Source organism: Paenibacillus rhizosphaerae, assembly GCF_014192015.1.
GTDB lineage: Bacteria > Bacillota > Bacilli > Paenibacillales > Paenibacillaceae > Paenibacillus_AQ > Paenibacillus_AQ rhizosphaerae.
The window spans coordinates 424741-448039 of record NZ_JACHXJ010000005.1; the positions used below are offsets into that span (position 1 = coordinate 424741).

The window sequence follows — 23299 nt, forward strand, 5'->3', positions numbered from 1 at the left end:
GTAACAATGTTACTGAGGTGATAAACATATGAATGAACAAAACAAAAGTAGTCAAAACCACGGCGAAGCTCCTAAAAAAGTGCAAGGAGAGCCTGTAAATCAGCCTTCTTCGTGGAAAAAGCTGTTGTCCAAACGGTGGGTATACCCGGCAGCTTACGTGGCCGCAGCAGCAATTATACTAACTTTAGTGTGGGTCTACCAGGATACCAGCCAGAAGAACCTTACCCAAGACCCCGCTAAAGTAACGGAGCAATCTACTACCGCTTCGGATGCTGCAGCCGGCAAAGACACTGCCACAGACGCTAAGGACAATGCTGTTGAAGTGACCGCCAATGCCGAAGGTATGGCTTGGCCGGTGGCGAATGCCAAAGACGTAAAAGTCGTGAAGCCGTTCTATGATGAAAATGGTACCGAAGAAAATCATCAAGCCGCGATGGTTCAGTACGATGACACGTTCACTCCGAACGTCGGCGTCGACCTGGCCCGCGCAGATGACCAAGCGTTTGACGTCAAAGCTGCTCTCGGTGGAAAAGTAACTCGCGTCGATCTGAACCCGCCGCTGACTGGAACCGTGATCGAGATTACCCATGACAACAATCTCAAGACGGTTTACCAAAGCCTCTCGGACGCCAAAGTCAAACTGGGCGACACCGTGAAGCAGGGGGATACGATCGGTACAGCCGGACGCAGCGAAATCGAGAAGGAACTGGGCAACCACGTACACTTCGAAGTGTTCGACAATGGAACTCCGGTCAATCCGGAAACCGTTCTTCCGAAGCAGTAACCGAAAGCTTTTCGCCATATAGAATGAACTAAACAAAGTTCAAGGCAAAACTTTAGTTCAATCTATACAAGTAAAGAAAAATAAGCCTAAAGGCAGGGACAATCCCTGCCTTTTTGTGTGCAAAACCCTTGCGAATGGCGGGAAAGAGCTCTGGTCAGCCCCCTCGATATGCGGGGTTATTTTGCGCTGCCCGTAAAATAAATGGGCCTTGAGGAGCTTGTCAGGCTTGGAAAGCGCGAATATATAGGCACGCCCCTCATATAATGTACCAAACTATCCACAGTAGGGAGGCGGGAGCGTGCACGATTACATCAAAGAACGGACCATTAAAATTGGTCGTTGTATCGTGGAAACGAGACACACGGTCCGAACCATTGCCAAGGAATTTGGCGTATCGAAGAGCACAGTGCATAAGGATTTGACCGAACGTTTGCCGGAAATCAATCCCGATCTGGCTGATCAGGTTAAGCACATTCTTGAATACCACAAATCGATCCGTCATCTCCGGGGAGGCGAAGCGACCAAGATTAAGTATAAAAAGACCAGCGGGAAGAAACGGGAAGCCGTCGCTTCCGCCAAAGCCTGACCATCTGGGCTTCCAGGCCCGGTTCATATGATCAAGCGGCAGGGCACACCTGTGCCCATTGTATCCCTCCCCTGAAGTATGATATGTTAAAAGATGGTATAAGGTCGACAAATGTGATCCCTTTTTCCCAAAAATACATAACTTCCTGCCACATCCTGTCGAAATGGGACTTCGATAAGCGGTAACAGGGACTCTTTTACCATAAAATAATACTTTGGGGGCTCTTTTCATGATGTTTAGCAAGGATATTGGAATTGATCTTGGCACAGCCAACGTGCTGATTCATGTCAAAGGGAGGGGGGTTGTACTCAACGAGCCTTCCGTCGTGACGATCGAAAGCGATACCAAAAGAGTCCTTGCCGTCGGGGAAGAAGCCCGGAGAATGGTTGGCCGCACGCCCGGCAATATCGTGGCGATTCGTCCACTGCGTGACGGGGTCATTGCGGATTTTGCGATTACGGAAGCGATGCTGAAGTACTTCATCAGCAGTGTGGGAGGACGCAGCTGGAGCAGCCGGCCGCGGATTCTGATCTGCGCGCCTACGAATATTACCTCCGTTGAACAGAAGGCCATCCGGGAAGCCGCCGAGCGAAGCGGAGCCAAGGATGTGTTCCTGGAAGAAGAACCGAAAGCCGCAGCCATTGGCGCGGGTATGGATATTTATCAGCCAAGCGGCAATATGGTCGTCGATATCGGCGGCGGAACGACGGATGTAGCCGTCCTGTCTATGGGCGACGTCGTTACCGCCTCTTCTATTAAAATGGCGGGGGACAAGTTCGACGAAGCCATCGTGAAATATATTAAAAATAAGTACAAGCTTCTCATCGGTGAACGCACCTCGGAGGATATCAAGATCAAAGTAGGCACCGTCCGTCCGGGCGGACGCCAGGATGAGATCGATATCCGCGGGCGCGATATGGTCAGCGGACTGCCGCTTACCGTGACGGTCTCTTCCAACGAAGTTCAGGAAGCGCTGTGGGAACCGGTCTCGATGATCGTGGCCGCTGCCAAGTCGGTGCTGGAACGGACGCCTCCCGAGCTGTCCGCCGACATTATCGACCGCGGCGTGATTCTGACCGGCGGTGGCGCTTTGCTTGACGGATTGGACGAGCTGCTCGCCGAAGAGCTGCACGTGCCGGTGCTGATCGCGGAGGACCCGATGCACTGTGTCGTTAAAGGCACGGGACTCATGCTCGATCACTTGGACAAGGTGTCCAAGAAAGCATTCTAATGATGTATGGCCGGCCCTGGGCCGGCTGTGGCAAAACCCTAAAAAAACCCGGGCTAATGTCCGATATATGTACTATGGATCGCGGGCTTTGAGGAGCCCGTTCATATAGATCAGCAATGTATATAAATAGAGAGAATTAAAGTCAGAGCCATATTTGCTATAATTTTATCTATATAGATGAAGATAAATTATGAATTACCCAATGAACAAGCACATGAAACAGGGAGGGACCCCATCTCAATGCTGAGAGGACTTTACACCGCCGCTGCCGGCATGATGACGCAGCAGAGCCGCCACGACACCGCCGTCCAAAATATTGCCAATATCAACACCCCCGGGTACAAGCAGGTGAACAGCGTGGCCCGTTCTTTTCCCGAGGTGCTGATTTCGATGATCGGCGGGGGAGCGGAGAACCCGAACCCGCAGCTCGGCAAGCTGATCACGGGCGTTTTTGCTGAAGAGAGCTTGTCCATGTACCAGCAGGGCGTCATCACGGAGAGCGAGAAGCCGACCGACTTTGCGCTGGTGTCCGATCTCGAAGTCACCGATCCGGCAACGGGTCAGAACATTCCGTTCGACCAATCCGGCAAGTATGTCGATGCGGACGGCAGTGTAACGTACAAGCCGGAAGCGTACTTTACCGTCCGCAACGCGGATGGGGAAATCGGATATACGAAAGACGGCAGCTTCCAGGTGACACCGGACGGTTTGCTGCTGACTTCGGCCGGGTACCAGGTATTGGATGCCAATAATCAGCCCATTCGGTTGACAGGCTCGGTGGACAGCCTTAAAGTGAACGAGCAGGGGTTTATTTTGAATCCCGCAACGGGTGCGCCCGGAACGCGGCTTGGCATTGCCGTCGTGGGGCAGCCCGGCCAGATGGTGCGTACGGGTGACGGATTGTTCAAGGTGGATGAACCCGCAGCTGCCGGTGTCCGCGCGTTGGGTAACGCCGACCGCGTAGAAGTGCGGCAGCATTATTTGGAGCAGTCCAACGTGGATTCCTCTGCGGCGGTCGTAGACATGAACACGGCGCTTCGGGCCTATGAGGCCAATCAGAAGGTCGTGCAATTTTATGATAAAAGTTTGGACAAGGCTGTCAACGAGGTCGGCAAGGTATAGAGGATGCTACGCACTAGGGAGGGTGGACGTAAATGAATAACTCCATGATCAGCGCGATGGTATCCATGAATGCGTTGCAGCGGAAGCTGGACGTGATCGCGGATAACATCGCCAACATCGATACGGACGGTTACAAACGGAAGGACAGTTCCTTCGAGGACGTGCTGACGACGGTCACGCAGCAGCCGGACGGCTTCAAGCAGAACGGACGGGTTTCCCCGCTTGGATACGCGAACGGTTTCGGCATGCGGATGACGGAAATCACCCGGGATATGCAGCAGGGGCCGCTGAATCAGACGGGTAATCCGCTGGATCTCGCCATTGAAGGCACGGGCTTGTTTGCGGTTGAAGCGAACGGACGCACGGCCTACACCCGGGAAGGCGCCTTCCATTTTGTACCCGATCCCGACCCTGCGAAGCCGGATAGCATGGTGCTGGTGAACAATCAGGGGTACTTCGTTCTGGACACGAACGGCAGGCAGATCTCCGTCGCAAACAATGCCAAGGTGGCCGTCGATCAGGACGGACAGGTCATTGTTTCGAATGCGACTGGGACAAACGCCGTGGCTACCATTCAGCTGGCATCGCGGGTACGCCCGGATGCGCTGGTGCAGATGGACGGCAACCTGTTTGTCATTCCAGGCAACCTGACGAAAGCTCAGGTGTTCGGCAACGCCCCTTATACCGCAGCCGTCTCCGGGACAACCATCCGTTCGGGATATCTGGAACAGTCGAATGTCGATTATGCGCTAGAAATAACGGATATGATGCAGGCGCAGCGCGCTTATCAGCTATCCGCCCGGGCACTGACATCCAGCGACACGATGATGAATCTGGCGAACAATATCCGTGGATAGGAGTTCTGCAATGAGTGAGAAAACCCAAGCAGCTGGCAAAGCGAAACCGGCCGTGCGGAAGACGGCAAGATGGAGAATTGTCATCCGCTGGATGATTCCGCTGTTTTTGCTGCTCGCTCTGGTTGGCGGGATGACCTTCGGTTATGTCTTTATCGGCAAACAGAGCCTGTCCGACGTGTTTCAATGGAAGACTTGGCAGCATGTGATCGATTTGGTATTTGCGCCCTGACGGGGCGTCTAACCGCTGACTTTTGACAGAAAACTCCTTCCATTCGGGAGTTTTCTTTTTTTGCTCGGAAAATGTATAATGATGGGGGACTTGCGAAGCCCGTACAAAAGGGCCTCCCCCGTGCCGTTCATCAGGATCGGCATACCGGAGAAAGGCCCCTTATCTGAACCTTCACTTCTGCAGAGGGTGAAGGATAGTTTAGTTTTATCCGAAATCTATGGATTTTATGCAGTATAACCCTTAAAAGTTGCGGTGATTCGCCTATTTTGAAAGGAGTTTGAGAGACGTGCTTAACGTGAAAGAAATTCAGGAGATCATTCCACACCGGCCTCCGTTTTTGCTGGTGGACCGCATTATCGAGATGGAAGTCGGCAAGCGTGCGGTCGGGATCAAGAACGTTACGATTAACGAGCCTTTCTTCATCGGCCACTTTCCGGAGTATCCGGTCATGCCGGGCGTGCTGATCACCGAAGCGCTGGCGCAGGTTGGAGCAGCCGCTATTTTGAAGGAAGAGAGCAACCAGGGTAAAATCGGCTTTCTGGCGGGTCTCGACAACTTCCGCTACCGTGGACAAGTGGTACCCGGCGATACGCTTCGCCTTGAGGTGGAGATTACCCGCCTTAAGGGAAGCATTGGGAAGGGACACGCCGTAGCCAAGGTCGACGATAAAGTGGTCGCGGAAGGCGACATCATGTTCGCTCTGTCCGACCCCGCACAATCTTAAGTACCCATCATTCTTATTATGGAAAGGAGAAGCAGTAATGACACAAGAGCTCAGCACGCAAGCAAGTGACAATGTCAAGCAATGGCTTCAAGATCCTTCTATAGATGAAGAAACGAAACGGGAGCTCGAAGGGCTGTCCGAGCAGCCACTGGAGCTGGAAGACCGTTTTTATAAAGATTTGGAGTTCGGCACAGGCGGCCTCCGCGGCGTGATCGGTGCAGGAAGCAACCGCATCAACCGGTATACCGTCGGCAAGGCGACGCAAGGATTTGCACGCTACATACTGGAGCAGCACGGTTCGGCCGAGGGCACGCCTTCGGTTGTGATCGCCCATGATTCCCGCCACTTCTCGCCGGAGTTTGCGCTGGAGGCCGCTCTGGTGCTTGCAGGCAACGGCATTACAGCCAAGCTATTCCCATCCCTGCGCCCGACCCCGCAGCTGTCGTTCAGCGTGCGCCATCTGGGAGCGACCGGCGGCATCGTCATTACGGCGAGCCATAACCCGCCGGAGTATAACGGGTACAAGGTGTACAACGCCGAGGGCGGTCAGCTCGTGCCGGACGAAGCGGAGAAGGTCATTTCCTACATCCAGCAGGTCGATTCCTTCGCTGCGGTGAAGCGCCTGGATCAGCAGGAAGCTGAAGCGAAAGGGCTGCTTGTTTGGCTCGGACAAGAGGATGACGATGCGTTTATCCGCACCGTAGCCGATGTCAGCGTTAACCGAGAGGCGATTGCGTCGACGCTCGGCAAAGATTTTAAAATCGTCTTCACACCGCTCCACGGGACGGGGAATATTCCGGTCCGCCGCGTGCTGGAGGAAGTCGGCTTTACGAACGTGCATATCGTAGCGGAGCAGGAGCAGCCGGACGCCGAATTTTCCACCGTAAAGTCTCCGAACCCGGAAGAACGCGAAGCGTTCACGCTGGCCATGAAGGTAGGTCAGGAGATCGGTGCTGATTTGCTGATCGGAACCGACCCGGATGCCGACCGTATGGGTGCGGTGGTGAAGAACCAGGCAGGGGAATTCGTCGTATTGTCCGGTAACCAGTCCGGGGCACTTATGATTTATTATTTGCTCAGCCAGTTACAAGAAGCCGGCAAACTGCCAAGTAACGGGGCGGTCATCAAAACGATCGTGACCAGCGAGATGGGTGCGACGATCGCCGAGCATTTTGGGGCGGAAGTATTCAATACGCTGACCGGCTTTAAATACATCGGGGAGAAAATGACCCAGTTCGAGGAGACCGGCTCCCATACGTATCTGTTCGGGTACGAGGAGAGCTACGGATACCTCGCCGGCAACTATGCCCGCGACAAAGACGCCGTGCTGGCCTCGCTGCTCATCTGTGAAGCGGGTGCCTATTACAAAGCTCAAGGCAAGACGCTGTACGAGGTGCTGCAAGAGCTGTATGAGCAGTTCGGCTACTTCCAGGAGAAACTGGAGTCCCGCACGCTGAAAGGCAAGGACGGCCTGGCCCAAATCCAGGCGAAAATGTCCGATTGGCGCAGCAACCCGCCGCAGACAGTGGCGGGACAAGCCGTCACGCAGGTGCTGGATTATTCAAAAGGACTTGACGGCCTGCCGAAGGAAAACGTGCTGAAATATATGCTGGAAGACGGTTCCTGGTTCTGCCTGCGACCATCGGGGACGGAGCCGAAGATCAAGGTATACTTTGCCGTGAGAGGCGATTCTCTGGAGGATGCGAATGCGCGTATTCAGAAATTGTCGGATGAAGTGATGGCAAGGGTAGACGCCTAACATTTAAGAAATGGATATTCCGGGAGGCCGCGTGTTCGAGGAAGAACGCTGCGGATTCCCGGAGTTATTATGAGGAGGTACTTTTGGTGCATCAGAAATGGCAGCGTTGGAACACGGCATCCCGCAAATGGCTGTGGATTCTCGTCGTGCTGGGCATTATCGCCGCAATTCCGGTGATTTATGACCGCTACCGGACGGAGTCATCTTCCAATAACGTAGAGTTGGTGTATAATTATCGCGGGCTGGTGGAGACGGCTTCATATCAAGCCCACCCGGAGGAATACCTTCAGCAGCAGCTGGATCAGCTGAAGGCGGCGGGCGTGACGAGCATGGCGATGTTCGAGAGTACGCTGGACGATTTTAAAAAATCCCGCCGCATCATGATGTTTAATGCGGGGGACGTCGCCTCGATGACGAAGAGCGTCATCCCGACCAACGATAACTATACCTATATTCTGTTTACGAACGAAGAGAATGCGGGCCGCTTGTCTCCCCTGATCGAAGACACCTTTACGGGGATCGGCATCGGCGTCAAGCCATGGGAATTCAACGGGCAGAAGGGCCTGATTCTCGAAACTTCCCCGGAGGATGCCGTGCTCAAGCCAATGCAGCCAGATCCGATTGCATTCGAAATGCTGCGCAGCAAAGGATTCAACATTGTTCCGCGGATGTCCGACAGCCTTCCTTACAACCAGGAAGCGATGGACAAGCTGCTGGCCTACTATCAGGCGAACGGCGTCAAACGCGTCTTGTTTGAGGGCGATTCCGTTAAAGGCTTCAATGACAATGAGGATATGAACAGCTTGCAGGGCTTCGCCAACCTGCTGAACCAATACGGGATCGGCATTGCGGCCATCGAGAACCTGAAACAGCCGCAGAAGGGGCTGTCCAAGCTGGCCTACGATACGGATTACAACGTAGCCCGTATTTACTCCCTGAGCGACCGTGATGCTGCGGCGCTGAGTCCGGAGACGATCGCCGACCGGTTTGCGCTGGCGACGAAGGACCGGAACATCCGGATGCTGTATATCAACGTCGCTCCATCCCGCAATACGACCAAGGCTACCATTACCGATTCCGTGGAGAACATCGTGAAAACCTTGCAGGAGCCGGGAAATGCCATCAAGCAGATGGAGAACAACGGTTTCAAGATGGGACAAGCGGGAGCATTCCATATTTATGATTCGGCCGGACAGCGTTATTTCAAAATGGTGGTCGTGCTCGGCGGGGTTGCCTTCGTTGCACTCCTCATTTCTTACTTTATCCCGGCACTGACCCTGATTGCGTTTGTGCTTGGGTTAATCGGCAGTGCAGGACTGTATGTCCTCAAGCCGACGCTGTTTGAGCAAGCACTGGCTCTGCTCGTGGCCATCAGCGCACCGACGATTGCCGTGTTGCTGGCGGTCCGAAAGCTGAACGAAATGAACGCCGCCAACGCGGGGCTTTCGCCTGGACGCCGGTTGGCTCATGCGGTTGTGACTTATATTAAGACGGCCATTATTTCGCTCAGTGCGATTCCTTTTGTCATCGGGCTGCTGAACAACATTACGTACAGCCTCGTGCTGAATCAGTTCCGCGGCGTCAGCTTGCTGCATGCGGCACCAATCGGTCTCATCGCCATTTACGTCGTTCTGTACCGCGGCGGCAAACCGCTGCAGCAAATCGGTAAATTATTCCGTACCCCGATTACGCTGGTCTGGGTAGTGGCAGCGGCCGTCCTAGGTGTGTTAGGCTTATATTATCTGAGCCGCACCGGTAACGGGGGAAGCGTCAGCTCGATTGAAATGACATTCCGTACGTTCTTGGAGAACACATTCCACGTCCGTCCACGGAGCAAGGAACTGGTCGCGCATCCGCTGTTCCTGCTGGGTATCTTCTTGTCGCTTAGATACCGCAACGTCGTTTACTTGATGATTTTTACGGTCATCGGCCAGCTGTCGATGGTGGATACGTTCGCGCATATCCACTCGCCGATGAAAATTTCGTTCGTTCGTGACCTGCTCGGCTTGGGTCTCGGATTTATCTTTGGCCTGATCGCCATTGGCGTATGGCAAGTACTGGAAGGGTGTTGGAAACGATGGGTACCACGTCTCAGAAGACCGTAGTCATCTCCGGATACTACGGGTTCCGGAACAGCGGGGATGAGGCGGTGCTCCAATCGATCTTAACCGCTCTGGAGGAGCGGGGGAAGGCAGCCGGTATTCCGATTCGGCCGGTGGTCCTCTCCATCGATCCCGAGTGGACCAAGGCCACCTACGGCGTGGACGCGGTACACCGGATGAAGCTGGGCGAGGTGAGACAGGCGCTGAAGGTAAGCTCAGGCCTGATCAGCGGCGGCGGCAGTCTGCTGCAGGATGCCACCAGCTCCAAGACGATCCCTTATTATCTCGGGGTGATCAAGCTGGCCCAGTGGCTGAAGAAGCCGGTCTTTATCTACTCGCAAGGGATTGGACCCGTCAATCGGAAGCTGTTTCATCCATTCATCAAAAGCGTGTTTAACCAATGTGAATATATATCGGTTCGGGATCAGGAATCGGCGCACCTGCTGGAACGCATGGGCCTGGGCTGGAACCGGGTTCAGGTCGTGCCTGACCCGGTCATGGGATTGACGACCGGCGGCCAGGAGCCGGAACGGCTGCAGCAGGACGCCGAACGTCCGCTGCCGGTGATCGGCATCTCGGTCCGGTATTGGGATCCGGAACGCCGGGAGCTGCAGGCGATGGCCGACGGGCTGGGCAAGCTGTGCCAGGAGCAGGCCGTGCATCTGCGCTTCCTGCCGTTCCATCTGCCGGACGACGTGAAAGCGTCGCAGGAGATTATCGACCGGATGGGCGATGTATCCGCGAACGGCAGCGTCGTGTCGATGTGCCGCGATGCGGTACATCCGCAGGAGATGCTGGCCGAGGTTGGCCGCTGCGACGTCGTCATCGGCATGAGGCTGCACAGCCTCATCTATGCCGCGAATCAGCTGGTGCCGATGATCGGGGTGTCCTATGATCCGAAGATCGATAACTTTTTGAAGCGGCTGGATCTGGAGCCTGTAGGGACAAGCGCTTCGCTGGCGCCTGAGGCGCTGAAGAGCGAGGTGTCTCGCCTGCTGAGCGAGAGCGGCCTCTGGCAGGAGGCAAACCGCGAGCGCATCGCGGTGCTGAAGGAAGAGGCGCAGGCTCCGGCGCAGCATATTATTGATTTTTTGCAGCAGCAATAAAGGATAAGGTGATTATAGCGTGAACCAACCAAGCCAAGTGCCCACGGTGCCGATTTTCGGCATACCGGTGAGCCGATGGGGCATGACCGATACCGTTCAATATTTAACCGGACTCATCCAGTCGGGTGAGCGCCGGCCGCATCAGATCATTACCGCCAATCCTATTATGGTGATGACGGCCCTTCAGGACCCTGCTTACATGGACGTCATGAAGGGAGCCGATCTGCTCGTCCCGGACGGGACGGGAGTGGTATGGGCGGCGGATAAAGCCGGATCGCCCGTGAAGGAACGCGTTGCAGGTTTTGACCTCCTACATGAATTGATGAGGGTCGGAGAAGACTATCACTGGAAAGTGTATTTGCTCGGCTCGACGTCCGAAGTGATTCAGGCGACCGCGGAGCGGTTACATTTGCAGTATCCGGGGGTTCAAATCTCGGGATTTCGTGATGGCTACTTTTCCCAAGAGCAGGACGCCGATGTGATCGCGGCGATCCGTGAAGCAGAGCCGGACATCCTGTTCGTGGCACGTGCCGTGGATACGCAGGAGCCGTGGATCTCGCGTTACAAGGAGCAGCTCGGCGTACCGGTCATGATGGGCGTCGGCGGAAGCTTCGACGTCATTTCCGGCAAGTCCAAGCGGGCTCCCAAGCTGTTCCAGCAGCTGCGGGCGGAGTGGTTATACCGCCTGCTGAAGGAGCCGACGCGAGCCAAAAGAATGCTTGCGCTGCCGAAATTCGTAGTGAAAGTGCTGCGGGATAAAGAAAACCTGACAAAACCCAGATAAAAAGATGAAATCGTCTTGAATAACCCAATATTTTGCGAAAAAACGGGATTGGTTTTATTTTTCGATCAGAGTATAATTCAATCCGGTAGAACAATTGGGGGTTGAACAATCACATGTTAATGCTAGCCATCATCGGATGTATCGTGTCACTCATCCTGGCACTGGTCCTGACGCCGCTCGTCAAGAAGCTGGCGGTGAAGATCGGAGCCGTGGACGTACCGAATGCCCGAAAAGTGCATACGCGAATTATGCCTAGGCTTGGCGGTTTAGCCATATATCTTGCTTTTATATTAGCCATGTTCGCAGTCCTTCCGTTTGTCGCCGATCATTTCACGATGCGGGATTCCAACTTTATTAAGGCATTCCTGCTGGGCGGAACGCTGATCGTGCTGATCGGCGCGCTCGACGACCGCTTCGAACTGTCGGCCAAGGTGAAGCTGCTCGGGCAGATCATTGCTGCTTGCGTAGTCGTGTTTGGATTCGATATCAAAGTGGACTTTGTAAATATTCCGTTTGCTGATAACTATTCTTCGCTGGAAAACTGGATTTCCATTCCGCTGACCATCATCTGGATTATCGGCGTAACGAACGCCATTAACCTCATCGACGGTCTCGACGGCTTGGCAGCCGGCGTATCCGGCATCGCGATCGGCACCATCCTCGTGATGTCCCTGCTGATGGGCAACATGATGGTTGCCATGCTGTGTCTCTTGCTTCTCGGCGCCATCGTCGGATTTCTGTATTTCAATTTCCATCCGGCCAAGATTTTCATGGGGGACACGGGGTCGCTGTTCCTGGGCTTCTGTCTGGCGATGCTCTCCCTGCTTGGATTCAAGCAGATTGCGATCATCTCGTTTATCACCCCACTGATCATCATCGGCGTGCCGCTGTCGGATACGTTCTTTGCGATCATCCGCCGCTGGATGCAGAAGAAACCGATCTTCGCACCGGACAAGGGCCACCTGCATCACTGCCTTCGCGAAATCGGCTTCAGCCACCGCCAGTCGGTGCTGATCGTGTACGGTATCGCCGCGTTCTTCGGCGTCCTGGCGGTCATCCAGTCGTCGGCGGCGATGTATGAAGCGAACTGGGTCACGTTCGTCGTGATCTGTGTCATGATGTTCTTCCTGCAAATCGGCGCAGAGATCATCGGCCTCGTCGGCAAGACGAAGCGGCCGATCCTGAATCTGATCGCAAGGCTGCGGATGAAGGTTAGTGAGAACCGTCATAATTAGGGTAAGATAAGAGCGTTATGCAATTATATATAAAGTAAGCGAACGTCGCACCTGAGGGTGCGGCGTTTTTTTGTGCCCTTCAATTCATAAAGGGGGGACTTTTTTTCTAATTTTACCTAAAAAATAGGTAGAAAGTATCCGATACAAAGAGTAGAGAATCAATTGGAATTTCCAGTCATGATTACCGGAAATCTCACAAAAGTTAGGCGAAAAGGAGAGATCAAACATTTATGCACCGCATTAAGAAGACGTATGTCTGGATCATGCTTATGGCATTGATCGTTTCATTGTTTCCTGCAGGTTTAGCTCAGCCTGTGCATGCAGCGCCCGCGCAGCCGGCCACATATTTTATACCGGATGACTTGGATCTGCGAAAAACTTCTTTATTAACGACTGATACTTCCGGTACGCAAATCAGCAGAGAAAATGTATATGTATCCAGCAGCCCTACCCTTACAATCACCGGTACATATGCGTATGTTACTGAAGATTCGCTGAAAGCAAAAGTGGAGCAGTTGAGCTCTAAAACTCTGCAGGGCGGCGGTATTGAGTGGGTAACGGATTCGGCCCATTTTAAAGACGGGAATATTACGAAGGATACTTCGTCTTCGGCCCAAAAATTTAAAGCGACAAACTTATCCCTGTTCCCTGGGTTCAACAAGATTACCTTGTCAGGCTCGCAAAACGGAATTACCCGCTCTGACGTGTTCTACGTTTTGTTTGACCAAGTACCTTATGTCCAAAACCTGAAGCTGCTGGGATCCAGCCTTGGGGAGATTTATCTCAATGAAGGGACTCAGGTTGTCTCGGACAAGCAGTCCGTAACCCTTCAAGGGGATGTCAAAAATGCAACGGATGTTACTGTAGCCGTGAACAGCGATACGCCACTGGTATCGACGTTAACGCAAACGGGTAAGTTCTTTTCCCCTGCGTTGAAACTGAAAACGGGTCTTAACACGCTGACGATTACGATCAAAAATGGCTCAGACTCGGTATCTGTAACGCGTGAAGTATACTACTATGACAAGAACAGTCCGTTCGTAACGTTGGACATGAACTATAACGGTAAGGATTACAACCTGTTGAATAACACGCCAACCGTTACTGATAACGGCCAAAATGGAACGCCTTCGGGTACGTTAACCGCAAGAGTTCTCCTTGATGACACAGGAAAGCCGTTTAAAGATGCGGGTACTGTATTGATCGATAACAATATTTTAACTCCAAATACGGACTACTCTGTATTAGATGAAGTTGCAATTCCAGCACCAGACGGAGTAACACCAGCTTATCGTCTTGTTACATTTAAAGTGAACTCGCTAGCCTTTGCTGCTGGTGTTGTAGCACAGAAAATTAAGCTCGGTGTTTCCTACGACAACAAGATTGATGCCGCTACCGATTTGATATTCAAATACCTGCCTGGTGAGGTCGGCATTACGAATATGAAATACCTGAAGGGCTATCAGGAAGGCAATACACTGGCCGATACAAGTGTACTGCCGTTGGATGGAACGGAACTTGAGTCCGACTCCTTCTACGTGCTCGTCCAAGCAGACCAGAATTTAGATGGCATCACCCCGCAGCCGGTGTTGAAGGCCGAGTACCTTCCTACGGGCAGCGTAAATGTAACTAAGGCTGGCTCGCAACCATCTGATTTGGCCAAGAACGAAGTCGTATACAAAGTAACCGGATTCTCCAACGGCAAGCAGCAGGTGAGATTCCAATTCAATGACTCCAGCGCTTATTATACGGTCAATATCACATATGCCACGAAGAACTATATTTATGTAGAAAATCTTTACGACGGACAGACGTTTGAAATTGACTCCAGCAAGGGAACTTCGTCGATTCGGCTGAAGGGTGAATACCGAGATTTTGAAAACATCTCAAATGCCGAATTGTTCGTCAACGGACTTACGGGAGCTGACTTGAAGCTCAGTACACCTTTTAAAATTGACAATACAACCAAGACCTTTGATTTAAATCTTACGGTTGATGTATCGGGTCCTCTTTATTATGGAGAGAACCGGATTGTTCTGACTGGCTCTTCGATGGACGGCAAAGGTAACACTCGCAGCGTCCGCAAGGAACTCCGGATTTATATCGTAGATACGAATGTTTCGAATATTACAACGTTCCAGCCTTCCATTGCGGATGATGCAAACCGCGAATCGTTCAGCCAATTGAACTTGGGACAGACGACAAGCAATCCGAAGCTGGATAAAATTCTGGAACGTTCGCCGCTGTTCGAATATAAGGACAATATTTATGAGACGAGCCAATTGAAATACGACTTGGTGATTCAAGGCGGCGGCGCGAAAATCATCAACCTGAACCTCGGATCGCAAAAATTCTTCTCGTCTTTGGATCAAAATATTGATCTATCGAAAGTGACATCAGGAACAACAGAGATCAAAACAGACAAGTTCCAGTACAATGGCAAGGATTATGACTATGATCTGGCCATGATCGATGGGAAGTTCCTGCTGCGGATTCGAAACATTCCGTTTGAAGCACTGGGAAGTCATGTCTACAATCTGGAGCTGATCAACAGTACAGGAGCGCGCTCCAGCCAGCGTCTAGAGATTACGCGTGTCGTGGCACCGTTCCGTATTTTGTCCCCGAAAGCAACAGTAGGGGATCAGATCGTGGTGAATAAAAACTTTGTCCGTTTCGATATCGAGGCTGAGGGAGCCACTCAGGTTCTGATTAACAAAAACCTGGCTACCAAGAGAACGGATATGAATGACCGCTTCTTCTATGATTTTGTAGGACTCAAACCGGATAAGTCTACGAGTATCAAAATTGATATTGTGAGAGACACACAGACTATTACTCAAACGGTAAATGTGTATTACACCAGCGCTGTGACCGTGGACTCTCAATACATGACGGAAAAACCGGCAACCAAGTACAGTGCATTCAATAAAGCGTTGGAGCTTGCCTTCCCGAAAGGTACCGTGCTGAAATCGGCGAACGTCGGTGTAGGGGAAGTCGCTAAGTTTTATCCTGATAACAAGTATCTGTTCGGCATTGCCGATCCGAAAGACGGAGTCCTGGAAAGAAAGAACGATTACGGTGACGTGATCGGCCTGAACAAGGACCAAAGAACGCCGAATGGTCAGGAAACGATCAAGCTGCCGGTTGATCTGTTGGAGTTCTTCAATTCCACGGCCAAGACTTACAACTTCACACGAGTATCTAACGTATATTGGATTAGCGCCGGATTAGGGGAATCAGGATCTCCGGATACGCCTGGTTATAAGCCATCAACAAATGGATTGGCGCCATACTCTATTGAGGGTAACTTCAGAGATCTGTCGATCCTCGAGCCGGAAAGAAAAATCGTACCTTCCCAGCGGGGTACATTGACCATCGCGTTTAACCCGGACGTAGTGGATGCAGCGGGTACAACCGTGACCGTATTCCGTTTTACGGACAAAGCGGAATGGGAAAACGTCGGGGGTGCCGTAAACACTAAAGCTCATACGATTACGGTTCCTTTTGATGACTCGGGCTATTATGTCGTCATGAAGCAAAGCCGCGGATTTAGTGATATTACGAAGCATCCATGGGCGAGAGACATTCTGAATGCTCTTTATGCCAAAGGCATTATGTCCAACGTTCAAGCTGACGCCTTCGGTGCGGATGACCTGACGACACGGGGAGAATTTGCCACATTGTTGGTTAAAGGTCTCGATATTCCATTGAATTATGATAACAATGTGCAGACTTATTTCGATATCGTACCTGGAGCCAAGACGGATACATGGGATTTCAAATACATTGAGACAGCTTCAAGAGCCGGCATCGTCACAGGTATTGGCGAAGGGTACTTTGGTGTCGAAGAACCGATTACACGTGAACAGGCTGCTGTGATGGTTGCACGTGCACTGAAACTGAAAATGCCAACGAATGATGATAAGCTTAAAGCTTCGTTGGATAAGCAGTTCCAGGATTCAGGGAAAATTGATATTTACGCGCGTCCTGGTATTTCAGCTGTTGTGAGCGCTAAAATCATGGCTGGCCAACCGATTACGATTACCGGGCAGAAGAAACCTTCTTATAATTTAAACCCGCAGAGCAGCATGACGCGTGCGGAAGCCGGTAAGATTGCCGTTGAGCTGCTCAAGAAGAGCACCAGCATCTTCCCTAAAAATCTAAGCTAGTACGGAGAAGCCTCTTACCCTTAATTTATGGGAAGAGGCTATCTTTTTCCAATTTCAACTCTTTGTAATTTGTCGGAAATTAGGATACAATGGCGTAGAACGATATTTTATCTTAGAGGGTGAAGGCAATCTTATGAAACCGATCTATTCGAAGGCGCAGCTGGATTATCTGAAAGCAAAGACCAATTTTGAGAATAAAGCTAGCATTTTGGAGAAGAAAATCGAAATCACTCGGAAAACGAGAGAAGTTACGCAAGAAGTAATGGAGGGTCTCGTAATGGAGACCGGATTCCATGATGCATATAACGAGCTGGTCATTTCCGAAAACGAACTCATTGAATGGTCTCATTCGACAATCAAACACGAAAAGACTTACCGTGAGAACAAGCAGCCGATTGAGCAAATGTACGATAACCTCAATACTAGCCCGGAAATGCGCGCTCAGATCATTCAGCTTGCCATGAAAATTCGTTAATATTTTGTAACTTTTGACTCATTTACAGCGACCAACAAGGTGCCAATCGGTGCCTTGTTTTTTTGTTTTCCTTGTTTCAAGCAAGCAAGAAAAGGTTAATGTCTTCCAGATATTTCTTGGACAAACAGGTCTTCTGACGTCTTTTATTCATGTACGGTAACAATTTTGAAATTTTTTTAAAAAAGGTGCAACTTTTTAGAAACACACGCGTCTAAGATGTAGAGTCAATTACGATGGGTATTCAACCAACATTCACCTCAGCAAGAAAGATGTCTATTTTTTAGAAAAATTATCTTTACGCTGTGTGGGGCCCATTGTATAATACTTAGGTAGGATTAGGAATCTACTCTATTTTTTGCCGCTTTCGTTAACAAGTTTACCAGTTTCTGTGATATCGTCACAGACATCATTTATATGAACCATGCTCAACTCGGGAAAGGGGGTGCACTGGCTAATGAGTAACAAGAGCTACCTATTTAAAGAAAACTCTAATGTGATGAATGTTCAAGGAGGAGAAAAAAAGGTTATGAAGAAAATTTTGACAGTCGCTCTGTCTACAGCAATGGCATTCTCCATGTTTGCATCTGTAGCATTTGGTGATACTGCAGTAACTCCGCAACAAAAATTCGACGCTCTGGCAGCTAAAGGTATCTTCAACGGCTACCCAGACGGATCTGCTCATCTTGAAAAAGAAATGACTCGCGCTGAGTTCGCGAAAGTCATCACGAAGCTTCTTGGACTGAAAGAAGTAACTGGAACTCTTTCTTACAAAGACAAAGGTTACGACGCCAAGAACTGGGCAGTACCTTACATTGAAGCAGTAACTGCTGCTGGTATCATGCAAGGTCAAGACAGCGTGAAGAAAATCTTCAACTATAACGGAAAAGTAACCATCCAAGAAATGGCGACTGTTCTGACTCGTGCGCTGAAACTTGAAGTTCCTGCAAACCCAGACAACAACGCAGCTGACTGGGCTAAAGGATATGTTCAAGCAGCCATCGACAAAGGCCTCATCTCTAAAGATGCTAACTTCAAAGCAAACGCTAGCCGTTCCCAATTGGTTGAAGCTGCATACGCAATCGACCAAGCGACTAATATCACTTTTACTTACAAAGTAGTTGACCCAAGCAACGTTGAGTTCACACTTTCTACTGGCGAAGTAGTAAAGGTTAAACTCGACAAGCCGCTTGAAGCCAACAAAGAAACTGAAGTGAAATTCAAGGACGCAGCTGGTAACGAATACACAGCTAAAGTAACTTGGGTATCCACTGCAGCTACTAAAGTTGACTCCGTGACTGCTGGAAGCCTGAAGCAGCTGGTTGTTAAATTTGACGGAACTGTAGATCAAACTACAGCTGAGAATGTTAACAACTATTCGATCAGCAACGTGGCTTTCGAAAGTGCAACTTTGTCTGCTGACAAAACTTCCGTAACATTGTTGGTTGCTGAAACTTCTTCTGCACTGTCTAACCAAAAGCAAACAACGCTGAAAGTTAACAACGTTAAAACTGGAGACGGAACTAAAACGATCTCTCAAAGCGTTAACTTTACACCAATTGACGTAGCTGTTCCTGAAGTTACCGAAGTTAAAGGTCTGGGAACTAAAGCGTTCAAAGTTAAGTTTAGCGAACCGGTAAATGGAAATACAGTAAATGCTAGCTCTTTCCGTATTGACGGAAACGTAATTGCAGCTTCTGTAAAATACGTTTACCCAGATACTGCAATCGTAACAACTGATTTGACAACTGGAGACCACACTCTTCGTGTAAGTGGTGTGCAAGACTACTCCGGACTGCAAATCGTTCCTACTGAAAACAAATTCACTGTAGCTGAAGATACTGCAGCTCCAACGGTTGTTTCCGTAAAATCCAACGACCTGAAACAAGTGGTAGTTGAATTCGACGAAACAATCAAGAGCGTAACAAGCGCTTATGCAAATGTATCTTCCAACACAGCTACAATCGCTAAAATTAGCGACAACAAAGTGACTTTGAATTTCAGCAATCCGCTGAACTATACAGAAAACACTTTGCATATTGCTGGTGTAACTGACTACAGTAATAACACTGCTAATTTGGACACAACAGTTACTCCTACATTAGATACTGTTCGTCCAACTGTAATTGGTTCCAACTTTTACAAAGACGGAAACAACTACTATGTTGAACTGCAGTTCAGCAAATCGCTTGATTCTGCATCGGCAACAAACAAGGACAACTATGTTCTCAAAAACGCTGACGGAACGATCGCTGACGTAACAGGCGTGGATTCCAATGGTCATCCAGTAATCACTCCAGGCTACAATGAAGGTACTAAGAAAGTAACTGTAAACCTGGGTACTGGACTTGACGCATCTAAGACTTACACTTTGACTGCAGCTGGCGTTAAAGATACAGCTTATGTAAGCAATGTGTTACTTCCTTACACTGTAACCTTGGCTGCTAACACTGTCCAAAACGGTGAAATCTCCCGTGCATGGGCAGATGTGAACACTGGTTCCAAACCAAATTATGTATATCTCCAATTCAACAAAACATTGAGCACTTCTGGTGCGGGTAGTGCATTGGATGCCGCTAAGTATTTTGTTGAAATTAAAGGGAAAGGTGAGTTCCAGCTCACTAAAGATAGCAATGACATCGATTTGATCAGCACTAACACAGTTCGCATTGCAGCTACAAATACAGCACTTCCAGCTGAAAGTTGGAACGATGTAACAGTAAAAGCAAGCTATGTTGCAGATGCTGACGGCAACTACTTTAGCCAAGGTAACTTCACTGTATCTAAAGTATTGGCTAAAACTTCAGCTGTTACTGTTTCGGGTGAAGTTTACGCTACAAGCAGTAACGAAGTGAAGGTTAAATTTGATGCTCCTCTTTCTAATGTCAACGTTGGTGACTTCTTCCTGGAAGGAACATTAGAATCTGGTAAGTCTGGAAGACCTACTTCGTATACTCAAAGCGATGATAAGAAAACACTTACCTTGGCTTTTGCAAGTGGTACTTTGAATGCACAAGTGCCTGGAGATGTAGTGTTGAAAACAGTTGCTTCCCCATCGACACAAGATGCTTATGGTAACAAGATTGATGCTAACCTGAAACTAGCTGTTAAAGACGGTATTGCGCCAAGTTCTAAGGGAGCAGTATTCACAAAAACCGATAAAACTTACACGGTTGAAATCACTGCCAATGAATCTTTGAAACAATCCGCAGATGTGACTGTAAACTTCCTTAAAGGCTTGTTTACACTCAATGTTAATGGTGATAATGCAACTATTAACGACGTAGTTGTAAAAGGTGATACAATCACTGTAACAGCAACGGCTGACTCCAATGTTATTGGAGATAACGATACTGTAACACTGAAGTTTGACAGCTCTAAGAATGGCTCTGCCAAAGCAATTACTGATAATAACAATAATGCTTTGACTATCTCTTCTTACGCTGTTGAAGGAAGCGATGTAAAAGAAGTTAAGTAAGATAAGTATCAAACTTGCTTCAGAAACAAGCCCCTCATAAATTTATGAGGGGCTTTTCTACTGTTAGAATCCTAACTATTCTGAATAATGGAGGTCCCCATGAAATCCATCACCAAACTATCCCTTACCGTAATCGTTCTCGCCGCAGGCGTAGCCCTAGGCTCCATTTTTGACATCACCGCTCAAGGCGCAGGTGTGACAGGCCAAGCCGGCACAGCCGATGATCCGGTCGTGACGAAGAGCTACGTTGACCAACAGATTCAAAAAGCGTTGGGCGGAGGAACAACAACGCCTACGACGCCAACCACACCAACGGATAATGGAAATAACAATTCCGGAAATAATAATTCATCATCATCAAGTGACCAAGTCACAATCGTCACCGTAAAACCAGGTGAGAAACTGATCGCTGCTGCAGGTGCTGAGTTTATCGTTCGTAACGGACATGCCGTTATCTACAGTGCGGACTCCAATGGCGTTGCGGACCTTACGGATGGTAAAGACGTAACTAATGGACAAGCAGTTGGAAATAACCATCTCATGTCCTTCCCAAGAGCCGGACGCGGCATCATGGTACAAGACGGCGTTAAATCCAGCCTCACTGTTATGGTTCGTGGCGGTTATTCGATCCAATAATCGCACTACATAAGCTTATTTTTGCCAGAAGTAACAATGATTTATACGTCTAGGGACGGCCGGATGACAAATACTACTCTTGCAAGACCATATTTGCAGGAGGTGTATCCATCATGGCAAGAAGTAATCGTAAAGTGGTACCGGAAAGCCGGAATATGCTGAATCAAATGAAGTACGAAATCGCTGCCGAGTTTGGGCTGGGTGCGGCGTACGGATCTGCAGGTTTTAACGGTGCGGACACCGAGTTTGCATCAGACCTGGGTGAAGCTGGAGGCATTGGATTTGGCCGTGTGAACGGGGCTCATCTGACATCCCGGGAGAACGGTTCAGTGGGCGGCGAAATGACGAAACGTCTCGTTCGTCTGGCACAGCAAAACCTGCTGTAACCAGCCATTTCAACGCTGATCATAGAAGCACTCATGCAGCATTTTCCGAAGCCCATGTTGCATCTGCTTTCATTGACATGGGTTGACAAATACGTTAATATGACATACGAGGATTGTAGAACAACCTTTTCCTTTGCGGAAAAGGTTCATTTTTTGTTTAGAACTTATCTGCCGTTGTTATAATACCCTTAGAGGAGGTTGATACAATGTCTGTAAAAGGACGTCATCTGTTCACATCCGAGTCCGTTACGGAAGGACATCCGGACAAGATTTGCGACCAGATCTCCGATGCGGTTCTTGACGCTTTTCTGGAAAATGATCCGAATGCCCGCGTGGCGTGCGAAGTGTCGGTTGCGACCGGCCTGGTGCTCGTCATCGGTGAAATCAGTACGAAATCTGAATATGTAGATATTCCTGCAATTGTTCGTAATACAGTAAAAGAAATCGGGTACACCCGTGCGAAGTATGGCTTTGACTCCAACACGATGGCCGTGTTGACATCACTCAACGAGCAATCGGCCGATATCGCTCAAGGCGTTAACGCCGCTCTGGAGAGCCGTGACCCTGCCCAGGTGGACAAGGAAACTGAAAACATCGGTGCAGGCGACCAAGGTCTGATGTTCGGTTTTGCGACTAACGAAACCCCTGAACTGATGCCGCTTCCGATCGCGCTGTCCCACCGGATTGCCCGCCGCTTGGCTGAGGTGCGCAAGAACGGTACGTTGGACTACCTGCGTCCGGACGGTAAAACGCAGGTGACGATCGAGTATGTGGACGACAAGCCTGTCCGTGTGGATACGATCGTTGTTTCGACGCAGCACTCGGAAGATGCGACGTTGGAGCAAATCCAGAAAGACGTGAAAGAGCAAGTCATTCTGCCGGTTGTCCCTGCAGAACTGCTTGACGCCGAGACAAAGTATTATATCAATCCTACGGGTCGTTTTGTCATTGGCGGACCTCAAGGGGACGCTGGTTTGACAGGACGTAAAATTATCGTGGATACGTACGGTGGATATGCCCGTCATGGCGGCGGTGCCTTCTCCGGTAAGGATCCGACGAAAGTAGACCGTTCCGCAGCATACGCAGCGCGTTATGTAGCAAAGAACCTCGTTGCTGCAGGACTGGCTGACAAATGCGAAATCCAATTGGCTTACGCAATCGGTGTAGCAACTCCGGTATCGATCAACGTCGATACGTACGGAACAGGTAAAGTAAGCGACGAGAAGCTCGTTGAGCTGATTCGCGCCAACTTTGACCTGCGCCCAGCCGGCATCATCCGCATGCTGGATCTGCGCCGTCCGATTTACAAGCAAACCGCAGCTTACGGTCACTTTGGCCGTACCGATGTAGATCTGCCTTGGGAGCGCGTGGATAAAGCGGAAGAGCTGCGTGCCCAAGCCGGTCTGTAATCGAAGCAGCTACTTATATATAGAAGAAATTTTAAAACCTCAGTTTGGCCTAACAGCCGGACTGAGGTTTTTTTGCATACCTATCACTCAGCGTTTCCAGCCATAGGCTAAACTTCCTTTCCATTTTAACCGACATAGAAGTATAAGCGTATGCCTGTGAAAAAGGTGCGGTATGTTTCGTTTCACAGGGGCGGAATACAAGGAAAGGTAGGTTTAAGCCATTCTATGAA

Annotated in this window: 18 protein-coding genes; all 18 read left to right on the plus strand. The window is 50.1% G+C overall.

Annotated features, from left to right (window positions below; translation table 11 throughout):
* Window positions 1-28: 28 nt before the first annotated feature.
* On the plus strand, window positions 29-784 hold the full coding sequence (locus FHS19_RS27360; protein WP_183585058.1) for a M23 family metallopeptidase: 756 nt from the start codon (window positions 29-31) through the stop codon (window positions 782-784).
* A gap of 298 nt (window positions 785-1082) precedes the next feature.
* Window positions 1083-1370, plus strand: a complete 288-nt coding sequence (gene spoIIID / locus FHS19_RS27365) for a sporulation transcriptional regulator SpoIIID (RefSeq protein ID WP_089549722.1) — start codon at window positions 1083-1085, stop codon at window positions 1368-1370.
* 232 nt (window positions 1371-1602) lie between these two features.
* Window positions 1603-2601 carry a rod shape-determining protein gene (locus tag FHS19_RS27370; protein ID WP_163882780.1) on the plus strand — a complete coding sequence of 333 codons (999 nt, stop codon included), beginning with the start codon at window positions 1603-1605 and terminating at the stop codon, window positions 2599-2601.
* Between the two features lie 240 nt (window positions 2602-2841).
* Window positions 2842-3723 carry a flagellar hook-basal body protein gene (locus FHS19_RS27375; protein WP_183585061.1) on the plus strand — a complete coding sequence of 294 codons (882 nt, stop codon included), beginning with the start codon at window positions 2842-2844 and terminating at the stop codon, window positions 3721-3723.
* Window positions 3724-3755: 32 nt separating this feature from the next.
* Window positions 3756-4580 (plus strand): flagellar hook-basal body protein, encoded by an 825-nt coding sequence (locus tag FHS19_RS27380; protein ID WP_183585063.1) that lies wholly within the window; start codon window positions 3756-3758, stop codon window positions 4578-4580.
* 10 nt (window positions 4581-4590) lie between these two features.
* Complete coding sequence (locus tag FHS19_RS27385; protein ID WP_076174647.1) at window positions 4591-4809, plus strand: DNA-directed RNA polymerase subunit beta; 219 nt, start codon at window positions 4591-4593, stop codon at window positions 4807-4809.
* Between the two features lie 286 nt (window positions 4810-5095).
* Window positions 5096-5533 (plus strand): 3-hydroxyacyl-ACP dehydratase FabZ, encoded by a 438-nt coding sequence (gene fabZ, locus FHS19_RS27390; protein ID WP_183585065.1) that lies wholly within the window; start codon window positions 5096-5098, stop codon window positions 5531-5533.
* Between the two features lie 37 nt (window positions 5534-5570).
* The gene (locus FHS19_RS27395) at window positions 5571-7292 is read left to right on the plus strand and encodes a phospho-sugar mutase (RefSeq protein WP_183585067.1); all 1722 of its coding nucleotides are present in this window, start codon (window positions 5571-5573) and stop codon (window positions 7290-7292) included.
* Window positions 7293-7378: 86 nt separating this feature from the next.
* Window positions 7379-9397 (plus strand): DUF5693 family protein, encoded by a 2019-nt coding sequence (locus tag FHS19_RS27400; protein ID WP_183585069.1) that lies wholly within the window; start codon window positions 7379-7381, stop codon window positions 9395-9397.
* Window positions 9370-10500, plus strand: coding sequence for a polysaccharide pyruvyl transferase CsaB (csaB, locus tag FHS19_RS27405; RefSeq protein WP_183585072.1), 1131 nt, complete (start codon window positions 9370-9372; stop codon window positions 10498-10500). The genes FHS19_RS27400 and csaB overlap by 28 nt, the downstream gene beginning before the upstream one ends.
* 19 nt (window positions 10501-10519) lie before the next feature.
* On the plus strand, window positions 10520-11284 hold the full coding sequence (locus FHS19_RS27410; RefSeq protein WP_312887346.1) for a WecB/TagA/CpsF family glycosyltransferase: 765 nt from the start codon (window positions 10520-10522) through the stop codon (window positions 11282-11284).
* A 113-nt stretch (window positions 11285-11397) separates the two neighbouring features.
* Window positions 11398-12519: a glycosyltransferase family 4 protein gene (locus FHS19_RS27415; RefSeq protein WP_145028081.1), complete on the plus strand. Its 1122-nt coding sequence runs from the start codon at window positions 11398-11400 to the stop codon at window positions 12517-12519.
* A gap of 230 nt (window positions 12520-12749) precedes the next feature.
* Window positions 12750-16688 (plus strand): S-layer homology domain-containing protein, encoded by a 3939-nt coding sequence (locus FHS19_RS27420; protein WP_183585074.1) that lies wholly within the window; start codon window positions 12750-12752, stop codon window positions 16686-16688.
* A 133-nt stretch (window positions 16689-16821) separates the two neighbouring features.
* A complete protein-coding gene (locus tag FHS19_RS27425; RefSeq protein WP_183585076.1) occupies window positions 16822-17163 on the plus strand; it encodes a hypothetical protein in 342 nt (113 codons plus the stop codon).
* A gap of 454 nt (window positions 17164-17617) precedes the next feature.
* The gene (locus FHS19_RS27430; protein WP_183585078.1) at window positions 17618-20638 is read left to right on the plus strand and encodes an S-layer homology domain-containing protein; all 3021 of its coding nucleotides are present in this window, start codon (window positions 17618-17620) and stop codon (window positions 20636-20638) included.
* Between the two features lie 99 nt (window positions 20639-20737).
* The gene (locus FHS19_RS27435) at window positions 20738-21274 is read left to right on the plus strand and encodes a hypothetical protein (protein ID WP_183585080.1); all 537 of its coding nucleotides are present in this window, start codon (window positions 20738-20740) and stop codon (window positions 21272-21274) included.
* Between the two features lie 113 nt (window positions 21275-21387).
* Window positions 21388-21660, plus strand: a complete 273-nt coding sequence (locus tag FHS19_RS27440; protein WP_183585082.1) for an alpha/beta-type small acid-soluble spore protein — start codon at window positions 21388-21390, stop codon at window positions 21658-21660.
* A 206-nt stretch (window positions 21661-21866) separates the two neighbouring features.
* Window positions 21867-23069 (plus strand): methionine adenosyltransferase, encoded by a 1203-nt coding sequence (gene metK, locus FHS19_RS27445; protein WP_183585083.1) that lies wholly within the window; start codon window positions 21867-21869, stop codon window positions 23067-23069.
* Window positions 23070-23299 lie beyond the last annotated feature (230 nt).

Bases quoted from the DNA above. Each gene is read 5' to 3' on its own strand.
- FHS19_RS27360 (WP_183585058.1), top strand. From the start codon at position 29: ATGAATGAACAAAACAAAAGTAGTCAAAACCACGGCGAAGCTCCTAAA.
- FHS19_RS27370 (WP_163882780.1), top strand. From the start codon at position 1,603: ATGTTTAGCAAGGATATTGGAATTGATCTTGGCACAGCCAACGTGCTG.
- FHS19_RS27375 (WP_183585061.1), top strand. From the start codon at position 2,842: ATGCTGAGAGGACTTTACACCGCCGCTGCCGGCATGATGACGCAGCAG.
- FHS19_RS27380 (WP_183585063.1), top strand. From the start codon at position 3,756: ATGAATAACTCCATGATCAGCGCGATGGTATCCATGAATGCGTTGCAG.
- FHS19_RS27385 (WP_076174647.1), top strand. From the start codon at position 4,591: ATGAGTGAGAAAACCCAAGCAGCTGGCAAAGCGAAACCGGCCGTGCGG.
- FHS19_RS27395 (WP_183585067.1), top strand. From the start codon at position 5,571: ATGACACAAGAGCTCAGCACGCAAGCAAGTGACAATGTCAAGCAATGG.
- csaB (WP_183585072.1), top strand. From the start codon at position 9,370: ATGGGTACCACGTCTCAGAAGACCGTAGTCATCTCCGGATACTACGGG.
- FHS19_RS27415 (WP_145028081.1), top strand. From the start codon at position 11,398: ATGTTAATGCTAGCCATCATCGGATGTATCGTGTCACTCATCCTGGCA.
- FHS19_RS27420 (WP_183585074.1), top strand. From the start codon at position 12,750: ATGCACCGCATTAAGAAGACGTATGTCTGGATCATGCTTATGGCATTG.
- FHS19_RS27425 (WP_183585076.1), top strand. From the start codon at position 16,822: ATGAAACCGATCTATTCGAAGGCGCAGCTGGATTATCTGAAAGCAAAG.
- FHS19_RS27430 (WP_183585078.1), top strand. From the start codon at position 17,618: ATGAGTAACAAGAGCTACCTATTTAAAGAAAACTCTAATGTGATGAAT.
- FHS19_RS27435 (WP_183585080.1), top strand. From the start codon at position 20,738: ATGAAATCCATCACCAAACTATCCCTTACCGTAATCGTTCTCGCCGCA.
- FHS19_RS27440 (WP_183585082.1), top strand. From the start codon at position 21,388: ATGGCAAGAAGTAATCGTAAAGTGGTACCGGAAAGCCGGAATATGCTG.
- metK (WP_183585083.1), top strand. From the start codon at position 21,867: ATGTCTGTAAAAGGACGTCATCTGTTCACATCCGAGTCCGTTACGGAA.